This window comes from Amycolatopsis sp. MtRt-6, assembly GCF_017308975.1.
GTDB lineage: Bacteria > Actinomycetota > Actinomycetes > Mycobacteriales > Pseudonocardiaceae > Amycolatopsis.
The window spans coordinates 125,920-143,814 of record NZ_JADWPD010000019.1 but is presented as its reverse complement, the minus strand read 5'-3'; the positions used below and the strand labels follow the sequence as shown (position 1 = coordinate 143,814).

Genomic DNA, 17,895 nt, shown 5'->3' with positions numbered 1-17,895 from the left:
CATCACAGCGATCGGCGTCGTGTAACAACCGCCGCGTCTCGACGACTTGATGTTGGTCGATGAAGGAGGCGGTCAGTGGCGGACCCGGTCGAGGTGGAACCATTCGAGGAACTGGCGGCGTTGTGGGCGCCGGGAAGCGCCGTGCTGTGCGTGGGGAGCGGCAATGACGACGTTGAGTCGGTGGCGACCTGGCACGTCAGCCCGGCCGGAGAGCCGACCGGTGCCTGGATCGTCCCCGCCGACGAAGCCTTCGGCTCCGAGGACGTCGCGCGACGCATCCTAACCTTCGTCGAGCGGCGGGCGATCGCGGCCGTTCACTCACAGGACCTGCAGAACTGGCTGGAGCGGCTGACCACGACGGCGAAAGTGGACGTCGAAGACGGCTGGTTGAAGCGGCAGCTGTTCTCGCCGGTGGACGCCTTCCGCGAAACGGTCGAGCGACGCCGGCAGTTCGGCCGCACCGTCGAGACCACGCGCGAGAGCAGCAAGACGATCACTGCCTTGGAGTGGACCCACGACCTGCCTGACGACACCGAGTTCCGGGACTTCGCTTCACTGCAGGGTGTTGCCCATATCTCGGCTGCGCCCGGTACGCCGGTGGTGTCCGAAGTGCTCTCAATCGCTCGCACACTGCGATGGCTGGTGTCCGTCTGGGCGGAAACCGAGCAGGTCAAGAACCGGCGCCGCTATGTCCGGGCCGAGCACGGGGATCCCGAGCCGCTGCCGCCGCAATGGTTGGCGGCCGTCCAGTCCGCTAATACCAACCGGCTGCCGCTGTGAACACCGCGCACGGCTACGCCGTCATCGACACCGAAACCACCGGGATCCTGACCGGCTGGCACCACCGCATCGCCGAGATCGCGGTCGTCCACGTCGATCCGCGCGGGACCATCACCGACGAGTGGGTGACGCTCGTCAATCCCGACCGGGATCTGGGCCCGCAAGCCATCCACGGCATCCGGGCGGCCGACGCGCGGCAAGCACCTCGCTTCGAGCACATTGTCGGCGACCTCGTGGAGCGCCTGAGCGGTCGCGTGGTGGTGGCACACAACTGGACGTTCGACGCGATGCACCTACGCGCCGAGTTCGGCCGGCTGGGCATCGACACGCCGTTCGAACCCGACGCGGGACTGTGCACCATGGGAGCCGCCGGCCGGGCACGGCTGAGTTCCGGACGGTCCTTGATCGACTGCTGTGCGGCCGCGGGACTGGCCGACCGCTCCTGGCACACCGCCCTCGACGACGCGCGAGGAGCCGGTGATCTGCTCCGATTCCTCTTGCGGCACGCTCCGGAAGCTGTGCGCGTCACCGACGCCCAGCTGCACGCCACGAGGTGGCCCTGGCCACACCTCGACCGGCGTCGCACCCCGGTGGTGCACCGCACGGCGATCGGGCACGTCGAACCGCACTTCCTGGCCCGGCTCGTCGAGCGGATGCCCCGGGACGGCGAACCAGCGGTCGACGCCTACTACGCAATGCTCGACGACGCCCTGCTCGACCGCCAAATCTCGGCCACCGAAGGCGACGCGCTCGTCCAGATCGCGCACGACCTCGGCCTGCACAAAAACGAAGTCATGGCCCTGCACCTGAGCTACCTTCGCGACCTGGCCCGCGAAGCCTGGGCCGATCAGATCGTTACCGATGAAGAGCGGAACGACCTCCTCACGGTTGCCATCCTGCTGGCACTCGATCCGGCGGTCGTCGAAACCATCCTCGACGACGAACGCGACGCGGTGACTGGAGCGGCACCGGGGCAGGAACGGAAGGTGGGCGGACTCGTCCTGCGGCCGGGCGACAAGGTGGTCCTCACGGGGAACATGAAGCGCGACCGCGCCGACATCGCGGCCGAGGCCGCCGCGGCGGGCGTCCGCGTCACTGGATCGGTCAGCAAGCAGACGCGGGTTCTCGCCGCCGCTGATCCGGACTCGATGTCGGGCAAGGCCAAACGAGCCCGCGAATGCGGAGTTCCGGTCGTCTCGGAGGGAGCCTTCCTACAAGCGCTCGCTAGGCTCATCGGGTGAACGGTCTGGTGAGGCTACGGGCGTCGAAATCGGCATGAGGTGTGGCCCGGCGTTGAGGTGCCCAACTCGAGGCGTTGGTCACCGGCGCGGGCATTGTTATCCAGGTATCGCTGGATTGCCTGGCGATCGCCCGGCGACGGCAACCTGAAGCAACGACGTTGAGCCCGCCCCTCCGGAAAGCGATCCAAGCCCCATACCTGCGGCAGTGCGCAGTTCGCATGGTCAAGCCAGATATTGCACTTCCCTGACACGGAAGAGGTCACTGGTTCAATCCCAGTATCGCGCACTCGATCGCAGGAGAGCCCTGCTTGCGGAACACGCGAGCAGGGCTCTCTTCGTCGTGCCCTGTGGGGGCCGAGCCCCCACACCCCCGCCGGGGCACGCCCCCGGACCCCGCGTCCGGTCACCTCCCGTACCGCGCTCGCCACCGCGCGACCAGCCCTCCTCCAGGGATTCCGGGACCTGATCGACCATCGCCGTGGTCACGTGGTCGTAGACCCGGGCGATGCCCTTCATCTTCTGCTTCGTGAAAGGTCAGCGTCGGCAGGATCGGCGGGCGCCGCCCTCCCGCCCCAGCGGCGTCGAGTTCGTTGCCGTCCCACGCCGGCCGCCAGAACCGGATCCGGAAATTCGACCGGCCGCCACGGATGCCCTTCCGGCGCGCAGAGCACAAAGGGCACCCGGTGGCTGTCCATCAGTTCACGCATCGCGGTATGACCCCCTCCACACGACGACACGGATTCGATGTGTCGGGAGGCTGATCCGACCCACAGGCTCGCGGCACTTCCGATCGCACTGTGGGAGCTCTCACTGGGCGTGTGGCTGATCGCCGAGGGCTTCAAGCCCTCACCTGACGACGCGGGTCGAGCGATGGTTCGGAACGGGGTGGTCGGTCCGCACCCGGACTACCGGCTCACACGCGCTGGAGGGCGAAGCGCTGGTTGGCACCGCCACCCGGGGTCCACTGCGAGATGCGGGCGCCGTCGGCGGTCGACGCGGTGAACACGTCCATCGCCAGGCCGCTCTGGCGGTTGACCAAGCTCACCGTGCCGCCGCCCTGGTCCACCACGCGCCACTGCTGGCTCGCGGCGTTGGAATCGGGTTGCTGGCTGATGTCGGCGCCGGTGCTCGAACTCGCGACCTGCAACACCAGGCCGCTGTGCCGCGCCCGAATCCGGTAGTAGCCGCCACCCGAGTCGACGAAGTCGAACTGCTGGTTGAGGCCGCTGGACACCGGCCACTGGATCAGCAGCGCGCCGGCCGCGGTGGACGCGCCGTTGATGTCCGCGGCCTTGCCGCTGTGCTGGGCCACCAGCCGGTAGTACACGCCGGTCTGCGGACCGCTGCCGCCGCCCGCCGTCTCCACCGGTCGCCGGGACAGCGCCAGGGCCTGGCCGACTTCCGGCAGGGGCCGCAGCCGGTAGGTGTAGGAGTAGTCCCGGTTGGCGAACAGCTTGTACTGGTCCAGAGGCTGCGCGCCCCAGCTGTCGTTGCCGCCGACACCCATCTGGCGGTGGTTGAGCCGCAGCACGACCTCCGACCGCCGCGTCAACTGGTAGTCGTGCCGGGTGCCGGTCGACAGGTCCTCCGGGGTGAAGTGCGACGCGTTCACCTCCAGCAGCGGTTCGCCGAACGCGAGCAGGCCACGGCCGCTGCCGTTGACCAACGCCACCCACCGCACGTCGGTCTTGTTGCCGTTCTCCTGCGGCCGGATGTAACCGGTCCACTGACCCGAGACGGTCGAGGAATACACACCGACGTCGGACCCGCTGTTGCGGTCCCAGTGGTTCTCCTCCGGCCCACGGCCGTAGTAGCGCACCTGCTCCAGGGCCGCGGGCAGGAACAGGATCGTGCCCACCTCCGGGATGTACGGCAGGCTGGTCGCCCCGGGGTGCAGGGTGTTGTCCACCTTGATCTCCCCGTTGCCGTACACCGTGTACGTCGTGGTGTACGTCGACGTGGTGCTGGTCGGCAGGGTGCCGGTAACCGCGATCCGGACGGCGCGGTCCGACGGCTTGCTGACGGAGAACCCGGTCACGGTCCGGTCCAGGCCGGCACGCCGCCAGGTGCCGTTGCGGCTGGGCTGGCCGTTGCCCCGGTCGTTGTCCGTGGGTGCGCGCCAGAAGTTCGGCACCGGGCCGGAGTTGACCAGCCGCATGCCCATCGCGTCGAACGAGCTGATCGTGCCGGTCGCCTTGGCGAAGACGACGGTGAAGTCCGTGCCCGCGACGGTGACGCGGTCGCCGGCCTCGGTGACCGTCAACGCCGGCACGTCCGCCACCGGCGTCGGCACGACGGGCGGGCTGGAGAAGTTCACCGGGAGCTGTTGCCGAGCCACCTCGTACCCCGCCTCGGCCCAGGCCGTGGCGGTCGTAAGGGTGAACGACAGTTCGAGGAAGTGCTCCTCCCCCGGCGCCAGGGCGGTCGGCCGCTGCAGGGGCAGCTGCACGGTCTTGCTCGTCAACGGCGCGATGTCGAGCTGCGCGGCGGTGAGCGCTCCACTTTGGACGGCTGTGCCGTCGGCGACCAGCGCCCACCGGCCGGTGAACTCGTTGACGTTGGTGAACAGGTTCTCATTGGTGATCTTGACGACCCCGCTGGTGACGTCCGCGCCCGCCGAGACGGTGATCGCCTGGTAGACCCGCTTGACCTCGGCCGCCTTGCCGGCCGGCCGCCGGTCCGCGGTGACGATGCCGTTGGCACAGAAGTTGCCGTCGTTGGGGTTGTCTCCCCAGTCGCCGCCGTACGCGAGGTAGGTCCCGCTGCCGCCCGAAGGGATCGGCCGGCGCAGGCCCTGGTCGACGAAGTCCCAGATGTACCCGCCTTGCAGGACCGGATAGCGCCGGATGATGTCCCAGTACTCCTTGAAGTTGCCGGTGGAGTTGCCCATCGAGTGCGAGTACTCGATCATCACGTACGGGCGGGTGTCGGAGGTGTCCCTGGCGCGGCCCTCGACCGTCGACGGGCTCTCGTACATCCGGGACCGGATGTCACTGACTTCGCGCCGGTTGTCACCCTCGTAGTGGACGATCCGGGTCGGGTCGGCCGAGCGGATCGCGTTGCGCATCGTCACGAAGTTGCTGCCGCCGCCCGCCTCGTTGCCGAGCGACCAGATGACGACCGACGGGTGGTTCTTGTCGCGGTGCACCATCTGGACGGCCCGGTCCACGACGGCCGCGGTCCAGGCGGAGTTGGAGCCGGGGTAGTTGTCCCGCACGCCGTGGGTCTCCAGGTTGGCCTCGTCCATGACGTAGATGCCGTACTCGTCGGCGAGGTCGTACCACACCGCGTTGTTGGGGTAGTGCGCGGTCCGGACGGCGTTGATGTTGAGCCGCTTCATCAGCTTGATGTCGGTGACCATGTCCTCGCGGGTCAACGCCTGCCCACGGTCGGGGTTCGTCTCGTGCCGGTTGGTGCCGCGCAACGAGACGGGCTGACCGTTGATCCGCATCAGGCCGCCCGAGAGCGTGAACTCGCGGAAGCCGACCCGTGCCGACGCGGTCTGGGTGACCGCGCCGGACGGGTCGAGCAGTTGCAGCACGGCGGTGTAGAGGTTCGGGTGCTCGGCCGACCAGAGCTTCGGGCCCTGGACGGCCTGGGAACCCTGCGCCGTCGCGTCCTGCCCGACCGGCACCGCGCCCACGTTCACCGGTACCCGCAGGGGCGACGGCCAGACGGCCTGCCGGTTGGCGTCGTAGAGCCGGACCTCCACCGAGTACGTCCCCGGCTGCTGCGCGCCGCGGTTGCGCACCGCGACCTTCACCGCCAGGTCGGCGTTGGTGTAGTTGTCCCGCAACGGGGTGGTGAGCGTGAAGTCGCGCAGGTGCACCGCGGGCACCGAGTACAGGAAAACCGGCCGGAAGATCCCGGACAGCCGGATCATGTCCTGGTCCTCCATCCAGTCCCCGTCCGGGAACCGGTAGACCTCGACCGCGACCAGGTTGGAGCCGGCCCGGACGTAGTCGGTGACGTCGAACTCGGCCGGCGTGTACGAGCCCTCGCGGTACCCGACCTTCGTTCCGTTGACCCACAGGTAGAACCCGGACTTGACGCCCTCGAAGTGCAGGTGGACCCGCCGCCCCTGCCAGGCGGCCGGGAGGTCGAACCGCCGGCGGTACTGGCCGACCGGGTTGAACCGCGTCGGCGAGAACGGCGGCTGGGCGTTCTCGTTCTGCCCGTTCGCGCCCCACCAGGGGTAGGTGAAGTTGGTGTAGATCGGGAAGTCGTAGCCGTGCTGCTGCCAGTTGGCGGGCACCGGGATGGTCGGCCAGGCGGTGTCGTCGACGTCGGCGCGGTGGAAGTTCAGGTCACGGTCGGCGGGCTTGGCGACGTGCTTGAACCGCCACGTCCCGGTGAGGTCGAGCCGGTACGGCGACGTGGTGCGGTCGGCGTCCAGCGCCTGCTGGAGGTCGACGTACGGCATGGAGGTCGCGTGCGGCGGTTCCGAGTTGACCTCGAAGATTCCGATGTTGTTGTTCCACTCGGGGTAGCCGTTGGGCGGATCCACCCACGCCGCAGCGGCTTCGCGTGCCGCGCCGGGCGTGCCCGACGCGATCCCGCCCGGCAGGGCCACGGCCCCCAGAGCGGCGAGCCCCCCGCCGAGAACCGTGCGCCGGCGGACGGATCGTCCTTGGTCCTGCGGGTCGATCATCATCGTCTCCCGTGAGTGCGTGGAACTGTGATGGCGGCGTCAGGTCCGCAGCTTCCGCTGCCGGTTCGGTCCGGGCCGTGCTTCGACATCGCCCAACGCGGGCACCACCAGCGGCACCGGGATCGGCGGGGGTGGGTTCGAGGTCGCCGACCGCGCGACATCCGGCTGGGGCGCGGGCTCGTCAACGGTCGGGCACCCCGACCCGCTGATCGGAGTAGCTCGTGTTGTCGATGTGCAGGTACATCACTACGTCCGGGTGGTGGCGTTGTAGATGACCTTGGGCCGTTCGACGATGCGGGTTCGGCCCGAGGTCGCCACCGGCCTGGTTCGCCAGCCCCTGCCGCGCGCGACCGGCGGTGTCCGTACGGCGGGCTCCGAGGGTGAAGGTGCTCGCCGCCGCGCCGCCGGCATCAGCACCCCGGCCAGGACGACGAGCAGGGCGAGCGGCCGGTTCGCCTGGCACCTCGGAACCTCGTGCGGTGAGCTGGACATCGGTGCCCTCTCCACGGGAGCAGTCGGCGTCGAACCGGTTCGCTCGATGGGGTCGCCAGGGATGGTACGAACCCGGTCGGCGGCAGGTCAACGACGTCTTGCGCCCGACGGCGACAGGTGATCATCCCCCGGACGTCGCCGCAGCCCGGGATCGCCATGGATCCCTTGTGCCGTCTCGATATCGGCGAGCGTGACCGAGCCGATCCGGCAGCCACTCCCCGACGGCGAGACCGCGCGGGACGTGAAATTTACGCCGCAACCGAGCAGGCCGTCGAATCGGCTCGAAGAGGGGCGGTCACCGGTTGCGCAGCACGATCTCCAGGTTGTGCGCCACTTCCTCCGTCGGCGGGTCTGCGGCTCCGAACGCCTTCAGCGCCGCCTGGTACGCCGCCCGGAGGGTCACCGATCTGGGCTCGCTTCCCGGCCGCACGCCGAGACTTTTGGGATTCACCGGCCTGCCGGACCGCCGCCACCGCCGCGACGATGGCCACCACGGCAGCGATGGCAGCGACGCCGGCCGAGGCCCAGCCGGCCAGATCACCCGGCTGCATGGTCACGCCTGCTCGGACAGGCCGACATGCTCGACCTCTACGACACGGCCGTAGAAGCCATCCGCCGCCCCACCTGAAACCGGCCGCAGCGAGCTCGTCACCGAACTGGTGGAGAACACCCTGCAGCACACCCGCTCCTGCCCCGAGGTCCGCGTCGACCTCCGCCGGCCCGCGCCGGAGCAGAACACGAGGAGCTGATCGAGGTCCACTACTCGGGCGACAGCCGCGGCTCCGAGAGCTGGAGGCGGCGTGCCGACCGGGAAAGCAGTTCTTCGGACCGGCCGATGCGCCGGTCGGCCCCGTCCGTCGCCATGGCCGGGGCCCACCTGCGCCGCGACGGCTTCCAGGTCGTGACGGCTTCTAGGTCGTGACGGCGAGCGACACGCGGTCGACCGCCGCGGCGCTGCGCGAGCACGACGCCGACCTGATGGTGCTCGATCTCGGACTGCCCGACGGCAACGGGCTGGACCTGCTGCGCGGGGTCCGCGCCGGCCGGCACCTGCCGGTGATCATCCTGACCGGCTGATCACGATCGCCCCCGGCATGGCCTACACCGCGTTGCGGCTGTTCACCGACCTCGGCCGTGCTGTGGGCGCATGTGCTGACCTCGCTGGTCGCGAACCTGATCTCGCTCGTGATCGTCGTCGGCGTTGCGCTGGTTCGCCGGTGCGCGGGGATCTTCGTCGTCGCCTACGCGGCCTACCGCCGCAACTCTCCTGAGCCGTGTCAGCGCGGTGGCTGCCCCGTGTCAGGGCGGCCGGAGATCGTCATCGCAGCTTCGCATCCCGGAAAGGACCACAGCATGACCATCGAACAGGGCGGCCACGTCGAGCATGGCTTCGGGAAGGTCGCCGACGCGTTCCGCGCGAACTTCGACACCCCTGGCGAGATCGGCGCGGCCTGCAGCGTCTACGTCGGCAGCCGTCCCGTCGTCAACCTCTGGGGCGGCCTCGCCGACCGCGAGGCGGACCGGCCGTGGCGGGAAGACACCATCGCCCAGGTCGCCTCCACGACGAAGGGCGCCGCGGCGATCTGCGCCCACCTGCTGGTCCAGCGCGGCCAGCTGGACCTCGACGCCCCGGTGGTCCGGTACTGGCCGGAGTTCGGCGCCGCAGGCAAGGAAGGCATCCTGGTGCGCTGGCTGCTGTCGCACCAGGCCGGCCTGCCCGTCGTCGACGGCCCGCTGACCTTCGAGCAGGCCTGCGCCTGGCACCCGGTCATCCGCGCCCTCGAAGCGCAGAAGCCGTTGTGGCAGCCCGGCACCCAGCACGTCTACCACGCCGTCACCTACGGGTTCCTGGTCGGCGAGGTCGTGCGCCGGATCACCGGCAAGTCCCTCGGGACGTTCTTCGCCGAGGAGGTGGCCGGGCCGCTGGGGCTGAGTGCCTGGATCGGGCTGCCGGCGGAAGACGAGCCCCGCGTGGCGCGGTTCGAAGACGCCGCCCCGTTCACCGTGGAGGAGCTGCTCGCCGGGATGATCGCGACGACCGGACTGGACGCCGACACGGTCACCAAGTGGGTCGAATCCATGTGGACTCCCGACGCGATCCAGATGAAGGCGGGCGTCCTGGGCGGGGCCATGGACCCTGCCACCGGCTACTTCCGCACGCGGGCCTGGCGCGCGGCCGAGTTCCCCGCCGCCAACATGGTCGCCGACGCCCACTCGCTGGCCCGGATGTACGCCGCCACCGTCAGCGACGTCGACGGCCTCCGGCTGCTCACCCCGTCGACCGTCGAAACGATGACGGCCATCCAGACCGACAAGACCACCATGTACGGAATCCCGGCCGGCCTCGACATCCCGGCCAACCGCTCCTTCAACATGTCCCTCGGCTTCTGGCGCGCCTGCCCGCCGCTGCCGATGCTCGGCCCGGGCTCCTTCGGCCACCCCGGCTCCGGCGGCTCGATCGCCTTCGCCGACCCCGACGCCGAAGCCGGCTTCGGCTACGTCACCAACCTCTGGAACTACTGCCCCGACGACCCGCGCGCGACGAACCTCGCCACGGCCGTCCGCGCCTGCCTCGGCTGACCGCACCGCCCACCACGGCGCTCGGCGCCGTGGTGGGCAGGCGTCACCTCGTCCCGGCAGAATCGGCGAATCCGGCAAGGGAGGTGCCAAGCTTCCGCTTTCAAGACCACGCGCCGTCGCCCTCGTCGTCGTGACGCACCTGCTGACCGTGCTGCCGTTCCTGTTGTCGGTCATCGTCGTCTCGACCTCCGGCGCCGACGCGCAGGCGGCGGCCGAAGCCGAGCTCACGCGGCAGGGGCTGCCTGGTCGCCGGCATCCAGCGGTCCGCTGTACGTGGTGATGCGCGCCATCCACCGCCACTACACCCACGTCCGCGAAGAACTCCAGCCCGACGAGGAAAGCGAGCTGCTGCCCAGCCGCGTCCACGCGATCGTCCTGGTGTCCACTTTGCACAAACCCAGCCAGCGCGCGATCGCCTTCGCCAGGGCCACCCGGCCGGACACGCTGAGCGCCATCACCGTCAACGTCGACGACGCCGACACCCGCGAACTCCAGAACCAATGGGAACAACGCGGGATGAAGCTCCCGCTCAAGGTGATCGAATCCCCGTACCGCGAGATCACCCGGCCGGTCGTGCAGTACGTCAAGAACATCCGGCGCGGCAGCCCCCGCGACATCACGACCCAGCGACGCTCCGGCTGAGGCCCGTACGCCGGCAGCCGCGACGACAGGCGTTCGCCGACATCGGTTTCCAGAACCGGTTCCACAGTGGCACCTCCGTGTCGCGGAGATCACCTGATCCACCCCTCGGCCGGGTACTTACCAACGAGTACGACATGAGACCGTCACCGGAAATGGTTCAAACGTCAACAAGGCTCCTTTTCGGACCATCGAGAAGGAGTTCCATGACAGCAAACGTGACGCGCCGCACGCTGTTGCGCTCCATCGGCATGGCCGGGGGCGCGGGCGTGATGTTCGAGTCGATGCGGGCACTCGGGCTCGTCGCCGCACCGGAGGCGCTCGCGGCTCCCGACTACCGGCCACCCACCCCGGGCGACCTCCCGGACGGCAAGCGGGGCAAGAAGGTCGTGATCCTCGGGGCGGGCGTCGCCGGGCTCGTCACCGCCTACGAGCTGGGCAAGGCCGGCTACGACTGCACCGTCCTCGAAGCCAAGGACCGCGTCGGCGGCCGCAATTGGACAGTCCGTGGCGGCACCAGCGTGACCGACCTCGACGGCAACACCCAGACCGCCCGCTTCGCCAAGGGCCAGTACCTCAACGCCGGACCGGCACGTCTGCCACAGTCCCACATCACGCTCGACTACTGCCGCGAACTCGGCGTGCCACTCGAGATCTTCGTCAACCAGAACGCCAACGCGCTCATCTACAACGAACAGTCGGGGGTCGCGCCCCAGCAGTACCGGACGGCCAAGGCCGACGTGTACGGATACGTCTCGGAGCTGCTGGCGAAGGCACTCGACCAGGGCACGCTCGACCAGCGGCTGTCTTCCGACGACAAAGACCGGTTGCTCACGTTCCTGTCCGGCTTCGGCTCGATCGGCGACAAGGCAGCGGGCTACGCCTACACCGGCACCAGCCGCCGCGGCTACTCGGTGGAACCGGGCGCGGCGGAGCAGGCCGGCACGGTGCTCGGGCCGCCGCCGTCGCTGTCCGCCGTGCTCGCGAGCCAGGTCGGCCGGTACTTCTCCTTCGAGTTCGGCTACGACCAGGCCATGACCATGCTGCAGCCGGTCGGCGGCATGGACGCGATCCCGATGGCCCTGTACCGCCTGCTGGGCAACAAGGTGCGGCTCGGCGCCGCGGTGACGAAGCTGACCGACGGACCGCGCGGCGTCGAAGTGGTCTACCAGGACAAGCGGGGCAAGGAAAACGTCGTGCGCGCCGACTACTGTGTCGCCGCGCTCCCGCCGCACGTCATGGCTCGGGTGCCCGCCAACCTCGACCCGAAGGTCACGGCCGCACTGCGGTACCCGGTCGCCACACCGGTCGGCAAGATCGGCCTCGAGTACCGCCGCCGCTGGTGGGAGCAGGACGACCGGATCTACGGCGGCATCACCGAAACCGACCTGGACCTCGCCCACGTCTGGTACCCGTCCTACGGCTACCACGGTGATCGCGGCGTGGTCGTCGGCTACTACAACACCGGCGCCAACGCGACCGCCTACGGCTCCCTCTCCCCCCTCGACCGCACGACGCGGGCCGTCGCGCAGGGCGTGAAGATCCACGGCGAGAAGTACCGCACCGAGCTGGCGAGCGCGTTCTCCGTGGCCTGGCAGAAGATCCCGGACATCGAGGGCGGCTGGGTCGGCTGGCCGTCCCGCACGACCGGTGAGTACGCGCTGCTCAACCAACCCGCCGGCCGGGTCTACTTCGCCGGCGACTGGCTTTCCTACTTCATCGCGTGGCAGGCGGGTGCCATCGACTCGGCCCGCTACGCGGTCACCAACATCCACCGGCGCGTCATCGCGGAAAGGTAGGCACATGAAGGGCATTTCCCGCCGCAGGCTCGGTCTCGTCGCGGGTGGCGCGGCGGCCGCACTGGGCGCCGGCGCGACACCCGCGACCGCGGCCACCGGCCACCCGAAGGTGCCGCGCCCGACCGAAACCCGGGTGAACCTGCCGGCCGGCAACAGCAACCCGGCCATCGCGGACGGGGTCGTGGTCGGCGGCGCGGTGGCGGTCTACACGAGCAGCGGCCTCGGCCCGGCCGCGGCCAACCCGGCCGCGCCCGCGGGCACGCCGGAGCGGTACCTGGACCTCTCCCTGTTCCCCGGCGGCACACTGCCGGCCGGGGTCACGATCACCGAGGGCCAGGCGTGGAACACGCTGGCCCGGATCGTCGCCAACCTCGCCACGGTCGGGTTGACGCCACGCGACGTGATCACCATGAAGGCCTACCTCAAACGCCCGGCCGGCGCGGCGGACGCGGACTACGCGGGGTGGAACCGGGCCTACCGCCAGTTCTTCGCGAACGTGGATCTTGCCACGGGTGACACGGTCCCCGTGCCGACGGGAACCGGCACGCCCATGCCGCCCAGGATCGCCAACACCGCACGGCCGGCGCGGGCGACGCTCGAGGTGGCCGGACTGGCGGTGCCCGGCTGGCTGCCCGTCCCGGTGGCCGGCTGCGCGGCGAGACGGCGTTGGAGACCGAGGACTGCCTTGGCCCTGGCGAACTCCGCCGGGGTGAACGGCAGCAGCGACCGGGTAACGACCACCACGCCGCCCTCGATGTCCGGCAGCCACATCACCGTTCCGTTCATGCCTTCACCGGCCCCTTTCCGGCGACGGCCGGCGGGTTTCCGTTCGATGCCGCAATCGCCCAGTACCGCCAGCAGCAACCGGATCAGGTCCGGTTCTTCCGCGGCCGCCATCGTCAGCACGCGGGTCGGCAGGTCGACGAACTCGTACACGTCCGCCGGGACGACCCGTACGTCCCGGCCACCGCCCAGTTCGGCGACCGTGGCGATGTCCGCCGCTGTCGCGCCGGCCGGCGCGCGGACGAGAAACTCGTCCACCACACCGTCCGGTACCGCGAGCACCTGCAACGAGACGATGTCGTAGCGGTGCGCCGCCAACGCGGCCGTCACCCCCGCCAAGCTCCCCGGCACGTCACGCACCGTGGCGCGCACCCGCCACGCCACCCCGCTCCGCGGCGGACCTCCGTCCGCGCCGCCGCCCGCCGGCTTCGGTCGCGGACGGTGGGCCCACCACCGGCGCCACGCGGCGGTGACGATCATGAGCCCGCCCAGCGCGAACAGCATGACCGGCCCGACGCGGTTGTGTTCCAACGTGCTGACGAACAGATCGGCAAGCCCGGTGGCGATGAACAGCGCGGCGAGCTCGATCAGCTCACGGCTCATCGAGGTCCTCGATCGATCGGCGGTCTTCGGCCGTACCCCGGCTTCGGTCATGCGGCCAGCATCCGCGGCCTCTCTTACCCCGCCCGCGTCGGTCTGTCACGATTCAGTTAACCGGCCGCGGCCGACCGGCCCGCCCGGGCAATCCGGCCGTTACCCACCACGGCCTCACCGGCGTGTGCTCACGGTTGTGGCACGGACACGAGTGCCTGGTGGTGGCGACCGGCCCGCGCGAACCTGCCCCAGACTGAGACTCAAGGTCGTTCAGCTCGGAACCGAGCAACGTGGCGAGCGTCTTGGCGGCAATCCGGGCGCCGGACGCTTGGTGGTGAGCCAGTTCGAGCACCGCCTGGTCCCGCGCGGTAGCGGGGTTCGGGACGGCGAGGACGGTCATCCCGGCGGCGTGGGCCGAGCGGATGCCCGACGCGGAGTCCTCGACCGCCACACAGCGGTCCGGGGCCGGCCCGAGGCGGCGCGCGGCGAACAGGTAGGGCCCGCCTCAGCGCCGTCTTGCCGCTCCTGTTTCGCAGCCTCCCAAAGCCGTCGCGGCTCGCCACCCATGCGCAGGCCGCGGTCGAGCGCGCCGACCGGTTCACACGATGGCAGGTTCCGCCCTTCCCGCCCGGCCAGTGCCGCGACCGATGGAGAAACCGACGAGGTGTTCCGGCGCCTCGCTGATCGCTGGGTGCGCTCCGATCGGGGATGTACACGGCAGCAGCGGCTCGATCCGGGTCTACGCCGTGATCGATGCCCGGCTCTCACAGGGCCAACGCCTCCGTCGGGGTGAGCCGGGACGCTCGCACGGACGGGTAGACCCCTGCGGCCGCGCCGATGAGCAACGCGCCGGCCAATCCACCGGCCAGGGTCTCCGGTTGTAGCACCAGCGGCCACTGCTGGCGGAGCACGTAGGCCGCACTGGCGCCGATGCCCAGGAGCAGGCCGAGTCCGCCGCCCAGACCGGACAGAGCCACTGCCTCGGTGAGGAACTGGCTGCGGATGTGGCCACGGGTGGCGCCCAGGGCCCGGCGGAGACCGATCTCGCTGCGGCGCTCCAGTACCGAGATCACCATCGTGTTGGCCACCCCGACGCCGCCGACGAGCAACGCGACTCCGGCCAGTCCCAGCAGCAGTGCGGAGAACGCCGTGTCGGTGGCCCGTTTCGCGGCCAGCACCTCGGACGGCTTGGTCACCTGCACGGCGTCGGGCCGCTCCGGGTTGGCCGTGCGGGGCAGGATCGAGCGCACGTCCTCGACGGCGGACTCGGCGGCCTGGACGTAGAGCAGGCTGGGGTGGCCGTCGAACCCCGGAAAGGCTTGCGCCGCGGCCCACCCCACCAGCGCCGACCGATCCAGCTCCGGGTGGAGCGGCAGCGGATCGAGCACGCCGATCACCGTGAACCAGCTGCCGCCGATGTAGACCTGCGGGGCCGGTTGCCGCGCCAGGTCGGGAACCCCCAGCCGCGATGCGGCGACGGCGCCCAGGACGACCGTGGGAAAGCGCTCGGTGGCCGCGTCGAGGAACCGCCCGGATCGGACGTGTCCGCGGACCGCGGACAGCAACCCGAGGTCGCTGGCTTGGACGGTTACTCCGGTCACCTCGGCGGGGTCCGAGTGGTCGGATCGGGTGATCCGGGCCGGGGTCTTGCCCACCGCCTGCACTTCGGTCACCGGGCCGATCCGGCGCACCATGGCGGTGGATTCCCGTGGCAGCGGCACCGGTGGCCGGAGCTGGACGGGCGAGGACACCACGAGGACATTGGTGCCCAGCGCGGAAAGCTGGGCGGCCAGCGCCTGCCGGCTCGACGCCGGGATCGTGGTCACCAGGACCAGCGTGGCGATGCCGATGGAGATGCCCACCGCCGACAGCGCGGCGCGGGCCTTGCGCGTGCGCAGGCCGACCAGGCCGACCGAGAGCAGATCACGGAGGTTCACCGCACACCGCCGGCGGTGTCACGGACGAGCCGGCCGTCGCGGAGCTCCAGCCGTCGAGGCAGCCTGGCCGCGATGTCCCGATCGTGGGTGATCACGGCGACGGTCGTTCCCTCTGCGTTCAGCCTGCCCAGCAGCTCGAGCACGGCCGCCCCCGTCGCGGTGTCCAGGGCGCCGGTCGGCTCGTCGGCGAGCAGCAGCGCCGGCTGTTTGACCACGGCGCGGGCGATCGCCACCCGCTGCCGCTCGCCGCCCGAGAGCTGATTCGGCCGGTGATCGGCGCGGTGGGCCAAGCCGACGCGCTCCAGTGCGGCCAGCGCCAGCGCCCGGCGGCGACGGTGGGGTATCCCGGCGTACAGCAGGCCGGTGGCCACGTTCGCGGTCGCGCTCAGGCCGTCGATGAGGTGGAACTGCTGGAACACGAAGCCGATGCGGCGGCCGCGCAGCGCGGACAGTTCCCGGTCGGACAGGCCGGCGACGTCCTGGCCGTCCACCTCGACAGTGCCCGACGTCGGCCGGTCGAGCGTACCCATCACGGTGAGGAGGGTGGATTTGCCGGAGCCGGACGGCCCCACGATCGCGAGGAGTTCGCCCGCCCGGATCGTCAGGTCGACACCGTCGAGCGCGCGCACCCCACCCGAGTAGGTCATGCCGGCCCCGCGGACGGCGAGTACCGGGGTCACGACGCGGTCACCACGATCATGCCCTCGGCCACGCCGGCGCCGCTGACCTCCACCATGCCCTGGGCGAACAGCCCGGTCGTGACCGGTACCAGAGCGCCGCCGGGGGGTTGCAGCGCATACCCGCCCTCCTTCAGCGCCAGCAGCGCGCCGACGGCCACCGCGAGCACGCCGTGTCTGCTCGTGGCCGGGAACGCGACCTGCACGGACGCCGAGTCCAGGGAACCGGCCTTGGCCGGATCGTCCAGGGCGACGACGAGATCCACCCGCTGCGAGGCCGGTGAGCCGTCACCGCTGCCGTCGGCGGAGTTACCGCCCTTGGCCACGGTCCCCACCGAGCTGACCGAACCGCCGGCGGTGCTCCCGTCGGGCAGCTTGACGGTCACCTTGTCCCCGGCCTTGTGCGAGCCGACATCGGTCGCGTCGATCTCGACGGTGACGGACTTGGTCGTGGCGCTCACCTCGAACAGCGAGTTCGTCGCCGGATCGCCGAGCTGCGCCTGGATCGCGCCCACACGCACCGGGCCGCCGAAAACGACGACGTCTCCCACGTCCACCACACCGGTGGGCTCCACGCCTTGGGCGGTCTGCCACCGTTTGATCGCGTCGATCAGGGATTGCGTGAGGACCGCTTCGCCCTTGCCGGCCCGCGGCTGCGTGCCGATGCGGTACCCGAGCGCATTGAGGTTGTCCGCCACCAGTTTGACGTCCTTGCCGACCAGGTCGGGGCGGTCGAGCTTGCGGTACAGCGGGGTGTCACCGAAGAACAGCGTGACCGGCTTGTCGTTGACGCGGTAGAGCTGACCGGCCCGGTCCACCGTCGCGCCGGTGGCGGGCAGCCAGGTCACGATGCCCGAGCCGGTTCCCCGGATCATCCGGGTGTGGCCGTAGCCCAGGGTACCGGCCACGGAAGTACTGGTGGAAAGGTCCGTCCGGCGCACCTGCGTGGTGCCGGGGGTGGCCGGCGCCGCCGCCATCGGCTGGGCAGGCGGCTCGGCGAACCACCAGACTCCGGCCCCGGTGACCGCCGCGACCACGGCCACGAGCGTGATCGTCACTGCTTTACCCGGCACGGTAGGCTTCCTTGCGGCAGTCGAACTGCACTTTGGCCTGCTCGTCCTGGGACATCGTCGGCCGGCCGTCGTAGTTCCAGCCACCACCGTTGGGCAGCGGGGTGACCTTCAGGCCGCGGTTGTTGAGGCAGGCGATCTCCTTGCGGTAGCCGTCCATGTAGTGCGGGTTGGTGTCGGGTGAGAGTTCCGGCGCGGGCAGCGGCTTGATGGGTTCGCACTGGTCGAAGGCGCCGTTGTAGGCCGGGTTCCGGCCCCGGATCGTGGCGTCGTTGTCTTTCGGCGCGAGTGTTCCCGGTTCCTTCTCGACGTAGGGGACACCGTGGTCCTTGAGGCACTTCCAGTACACCTGGGTCCAGCCCCACCATTCGGCGTCGGTGGTGTTGAGCGTCTGGCGCGGGTGGCGGTCCACTGTGGAACCCGTGGCGGTCGCCCCGGTGCTCGCCGAAGTCTTGCCGGTGGGCAAGGAGGCCACACTCGGCGCTGGGTCAGGCGGGCCTCCGCAGGCCACGGTCGCGCACAGCGCCGCCGCCACGCACAGGCCCAGCTTCAGCCGTCGGGAAATCATCGTCATGGGAACAGCTTTGGCGGATCTCGTCAGCATCCGGTTAAGGCGCTGTTCGAATGATGTCTCTCCGATTAGGTTGGGGCG

The 17,895-nt window shown here is 70.3% G+C and carries 15 protein-coding genes, 1 tRNA gene and 1 pseudogene; 8 read left to right on the top strand and 9 right to left on the bottom strand.

What is annotated here, in order from left to right:
• Positions 1 to 75: 75 nt before the first annotated feature.
• From I4Q55_RS29130 to I4Q55_RS29120, 3 genes are all read left to right on the top strand, one after another.
• The gene (locus I4Q55_RS29130; RefSeq protein ID WP_206792035.1) at positions 76 to 780 is read left to right on the top strand and encodes a DUF6218 family protein; all 705 of its coding nucleotides are present in this window, start codon (positions 76 to 78) and stop codon (positions 778 to 780) included.
• The gene (locus I4Q55_RS29125) at positions 777 to 2,021 is read left to right on the top strand and encodes an exonuclease domain-containing protein (protein ID WP_206792034.1); all 1,245 of its coding nucleotides are present in this window, start codon (positions 777 to 779) and stop codon (positions 2,019 to 2,021) included. The genes I4Q55_RS29130 and I4Q55_RS29125 overlap by 4 nt, the downstream gene beginning before the upstream one ends.
• Before the next feature lie 207 nt (positions 2,022 to 2,228).
• Positions 2,229 to 2,307: transfer RNA gene (locus I4Q55_RS29120), tRNA-Val, on the top strand.
• Positions 2,308 to 2,934: 627 nt separating this feature from the next.
• Here the strand turns inward: I4Q55_RS29120 and I4Q55_RS29115 are convergent.
• Together I4Q55_RS29115 and I4Q55_RS29110 are read right to left on the bottom strand one after the other, a co-directional pair.
• Positions 2,935 to 6,672 carry a glycoside hydrolase family 2 TIM barrel-domain containing protein gene (locus I4Q55_RS29115; protein WP_242546945.1) on the bottom strand — a complete coding sequence of 1,246 codons (3,738 nt, stop codon included), beginning with the start codon at positions 6,670 to 6,672 and terminating at the stop codon, positions 2,935 to 2,937.
• Between the two features lie 246 nt (positions 6,673 to 6,918).
• The gene (locus I4Q55_RS29110; RefSeq protein ID WP_242546944.1) at positions 6,919 to 7,164 is read right to left on the bottom strand and encodes a hypothetical protein; all 246 of its coding nucleotides are present in this window, start codon (positions 7,162 to 7,164) and stop codon (positions 6,919 to 6,921) included.
• Positions 7,165 to 8,082: 918 nt separating this feature from the next.
• On the opposite strand from I4Q55_RS29110, the gene I4Q55_RS50655 reads away from it, so the two are divergent.
• The 5 genes and pseudogenes from I4Q55_RS50655 to I4Q55_RS29085 all read left to right on the top strand — a co-directional run bounded on the left by I4Q55_RS50655 (position 8,083) and on the right by I4Q55_RS29085 (position 12,182).
• Positions 8,083 to 8,241, top strand: a complete 159-nt coding sequence (locus I4Q55_RS50655; protein ID WP_206792032.1) for a response regulator — start codon at positions 8,083 to 8,085, stop codon at positions 8,239 to 8,241.
• A gap of 276 nt (positions 8,242 to 8,517) precedes the next feature.
• Positions 8,518 to 9,744, top strand: a complete 1,227-nt coding sequence (locus I4Q55_RS29100; RefSeq protein WP_206792030.1) for a serine hydrolase domain-containing protein — start codon at positions 8,518 to 8,520, stop codon at positions 9,742 to 9,744.
• Positions 9,745 to 9,874: 130 nt separating this feature from the next.
• The gene (locus I4Q55_RS29095) at positions 9,875 to 10,024 is read left to right on the top strand and encodes a hypothetical protein (RefSeq protein WP_206792028.1); all 150 of its coding nucleotides are present in this window, start codon (positions 9,875 to 9,877) and stop codon (positions 10,022 to 10,024) included.
• Positions 10,012 to 10,362, top strand: a pseudogene (locus tag I4Q55_RS29090) (DNA-binding protein); the annotation flags it as partial. The gene I4Q55_RS29095 and the pseudogene I4Q55_RS29090, both read left to right, overlap by 13 nt.
• A gap of 227 nt (positions 10,363 to 10,589) precedes the next feature.
• Positions 10,590 to 12,182, top strand: a complete 1,593-nt coding sequence (locus I4Q55_RS29085) for a flavin monoamine oxidase family protein (protein ID WP_206792027.1) — start codon at positions 10,590 to 10,592, stop codon at positions 12,180 to 12,182.
• Positions 12,183 to 12,386: 204 nt separating this feature from the next.
• Here I4Q55_RS29085 and I4Q55_RS29080 read toward each other — a convergent pair whose 3' ends face one another.
• The 7 genes from I4Q55_RS29080 to I4Q55_RS29050 form a co-directional block, all read right to left on the bottom strand.
• Positions 12,387 to 12,593: a hypothetical protein gene (locus I4Q55_RS29080; protein WP_206792026.1), complete on the bottom strand. Its 207-nt coding sequence runs from the start codon at positions 12,591 to 12,593 to the stop codon at positions 12,387 to 12,389.
• Between the two features lie 63 nt (positions 12,594 to 12,656).
• On the bottom strand, positions 12,657 to 13,568 hold the full coding sequence (locus tag I4Q55_RS29075) for a hypothetical protein (RefSeq protein ID WP_206792025.1): 912 nt from the start codon (positions 13,566 to 13,568) through the stop codon (positions 12,657 to 12,659).
• Positions 13,569 to 13,671: 103 nt separating this feature from the next.
• On the bottom strand, positions 13,672 to 14,052 hold the full coding sequence (locus tag I4Q55_RS51005) for an HAD family hydrolase (RefSeq protein ID WP_206792127.1): 381 nt from the start codon (positions 14,050 to 14,052) through the stop codon (positions 13,672 to 13,674).
• Between the two features lie 271 nt (positions 14,053 to 14,323).
• A complete protein-coding gene (locus tag I4Q55_RS29065; protein WP_206792024.1) occupies positions 14,324 to 15,496 on the bottom strand; it encodes an ABC transporter permease in 1,173 nt (390 codons plus the stop codon).
• A complete protein-coding gene (locus tag I4Q55_RS29060; protein ID WP_206792023.1) occupies positions 15,493 to 16,176 on the bottom strand; it encodes an ABC transporter ATP-binding protein in 684 nt (227 codons plus the stop codon). The genes I4Q55_RS29065 and I4Q55_RS29060 overlap by 4 nt, the downstream gene beginning before the upstream one ends.
• Positions 16,173 to 17,246: a peptidoglycan-binding protein gene (locus I4Q55_RS29055; RefSeq protein WP_206792022.1), complete on the bottom strand. Its 1,074-nt coding sequence runs from the start codon at positions 17,244 to 17,246 to the stop codon at positions 16,173 to 16,175. The genes I4Q55_RS29060 and I4Q55_RS29055 overlap by 4 nt, the downstream gene beginning before the upstream one ends.
• Positions 17,236 to 17,817 carry a hypothetical protein gene (locus tag I4Q55_RS29050; protein WP_206792019.1) on the bottom strand — a complete coding sequence of 194 codons (582 nt, stop codon included), beginning with the start codon at positions 17,815 to 17,817 and terminating at the stop codon, positions 17,236 to 17,238. Before I4Q55_RS29050 ends, I4Q55_RS29055 begins: the two co-directional genes overlap by 11 nt.
• Positions 17,818 to 17,895: the final 78 nt, after the last annotated feature.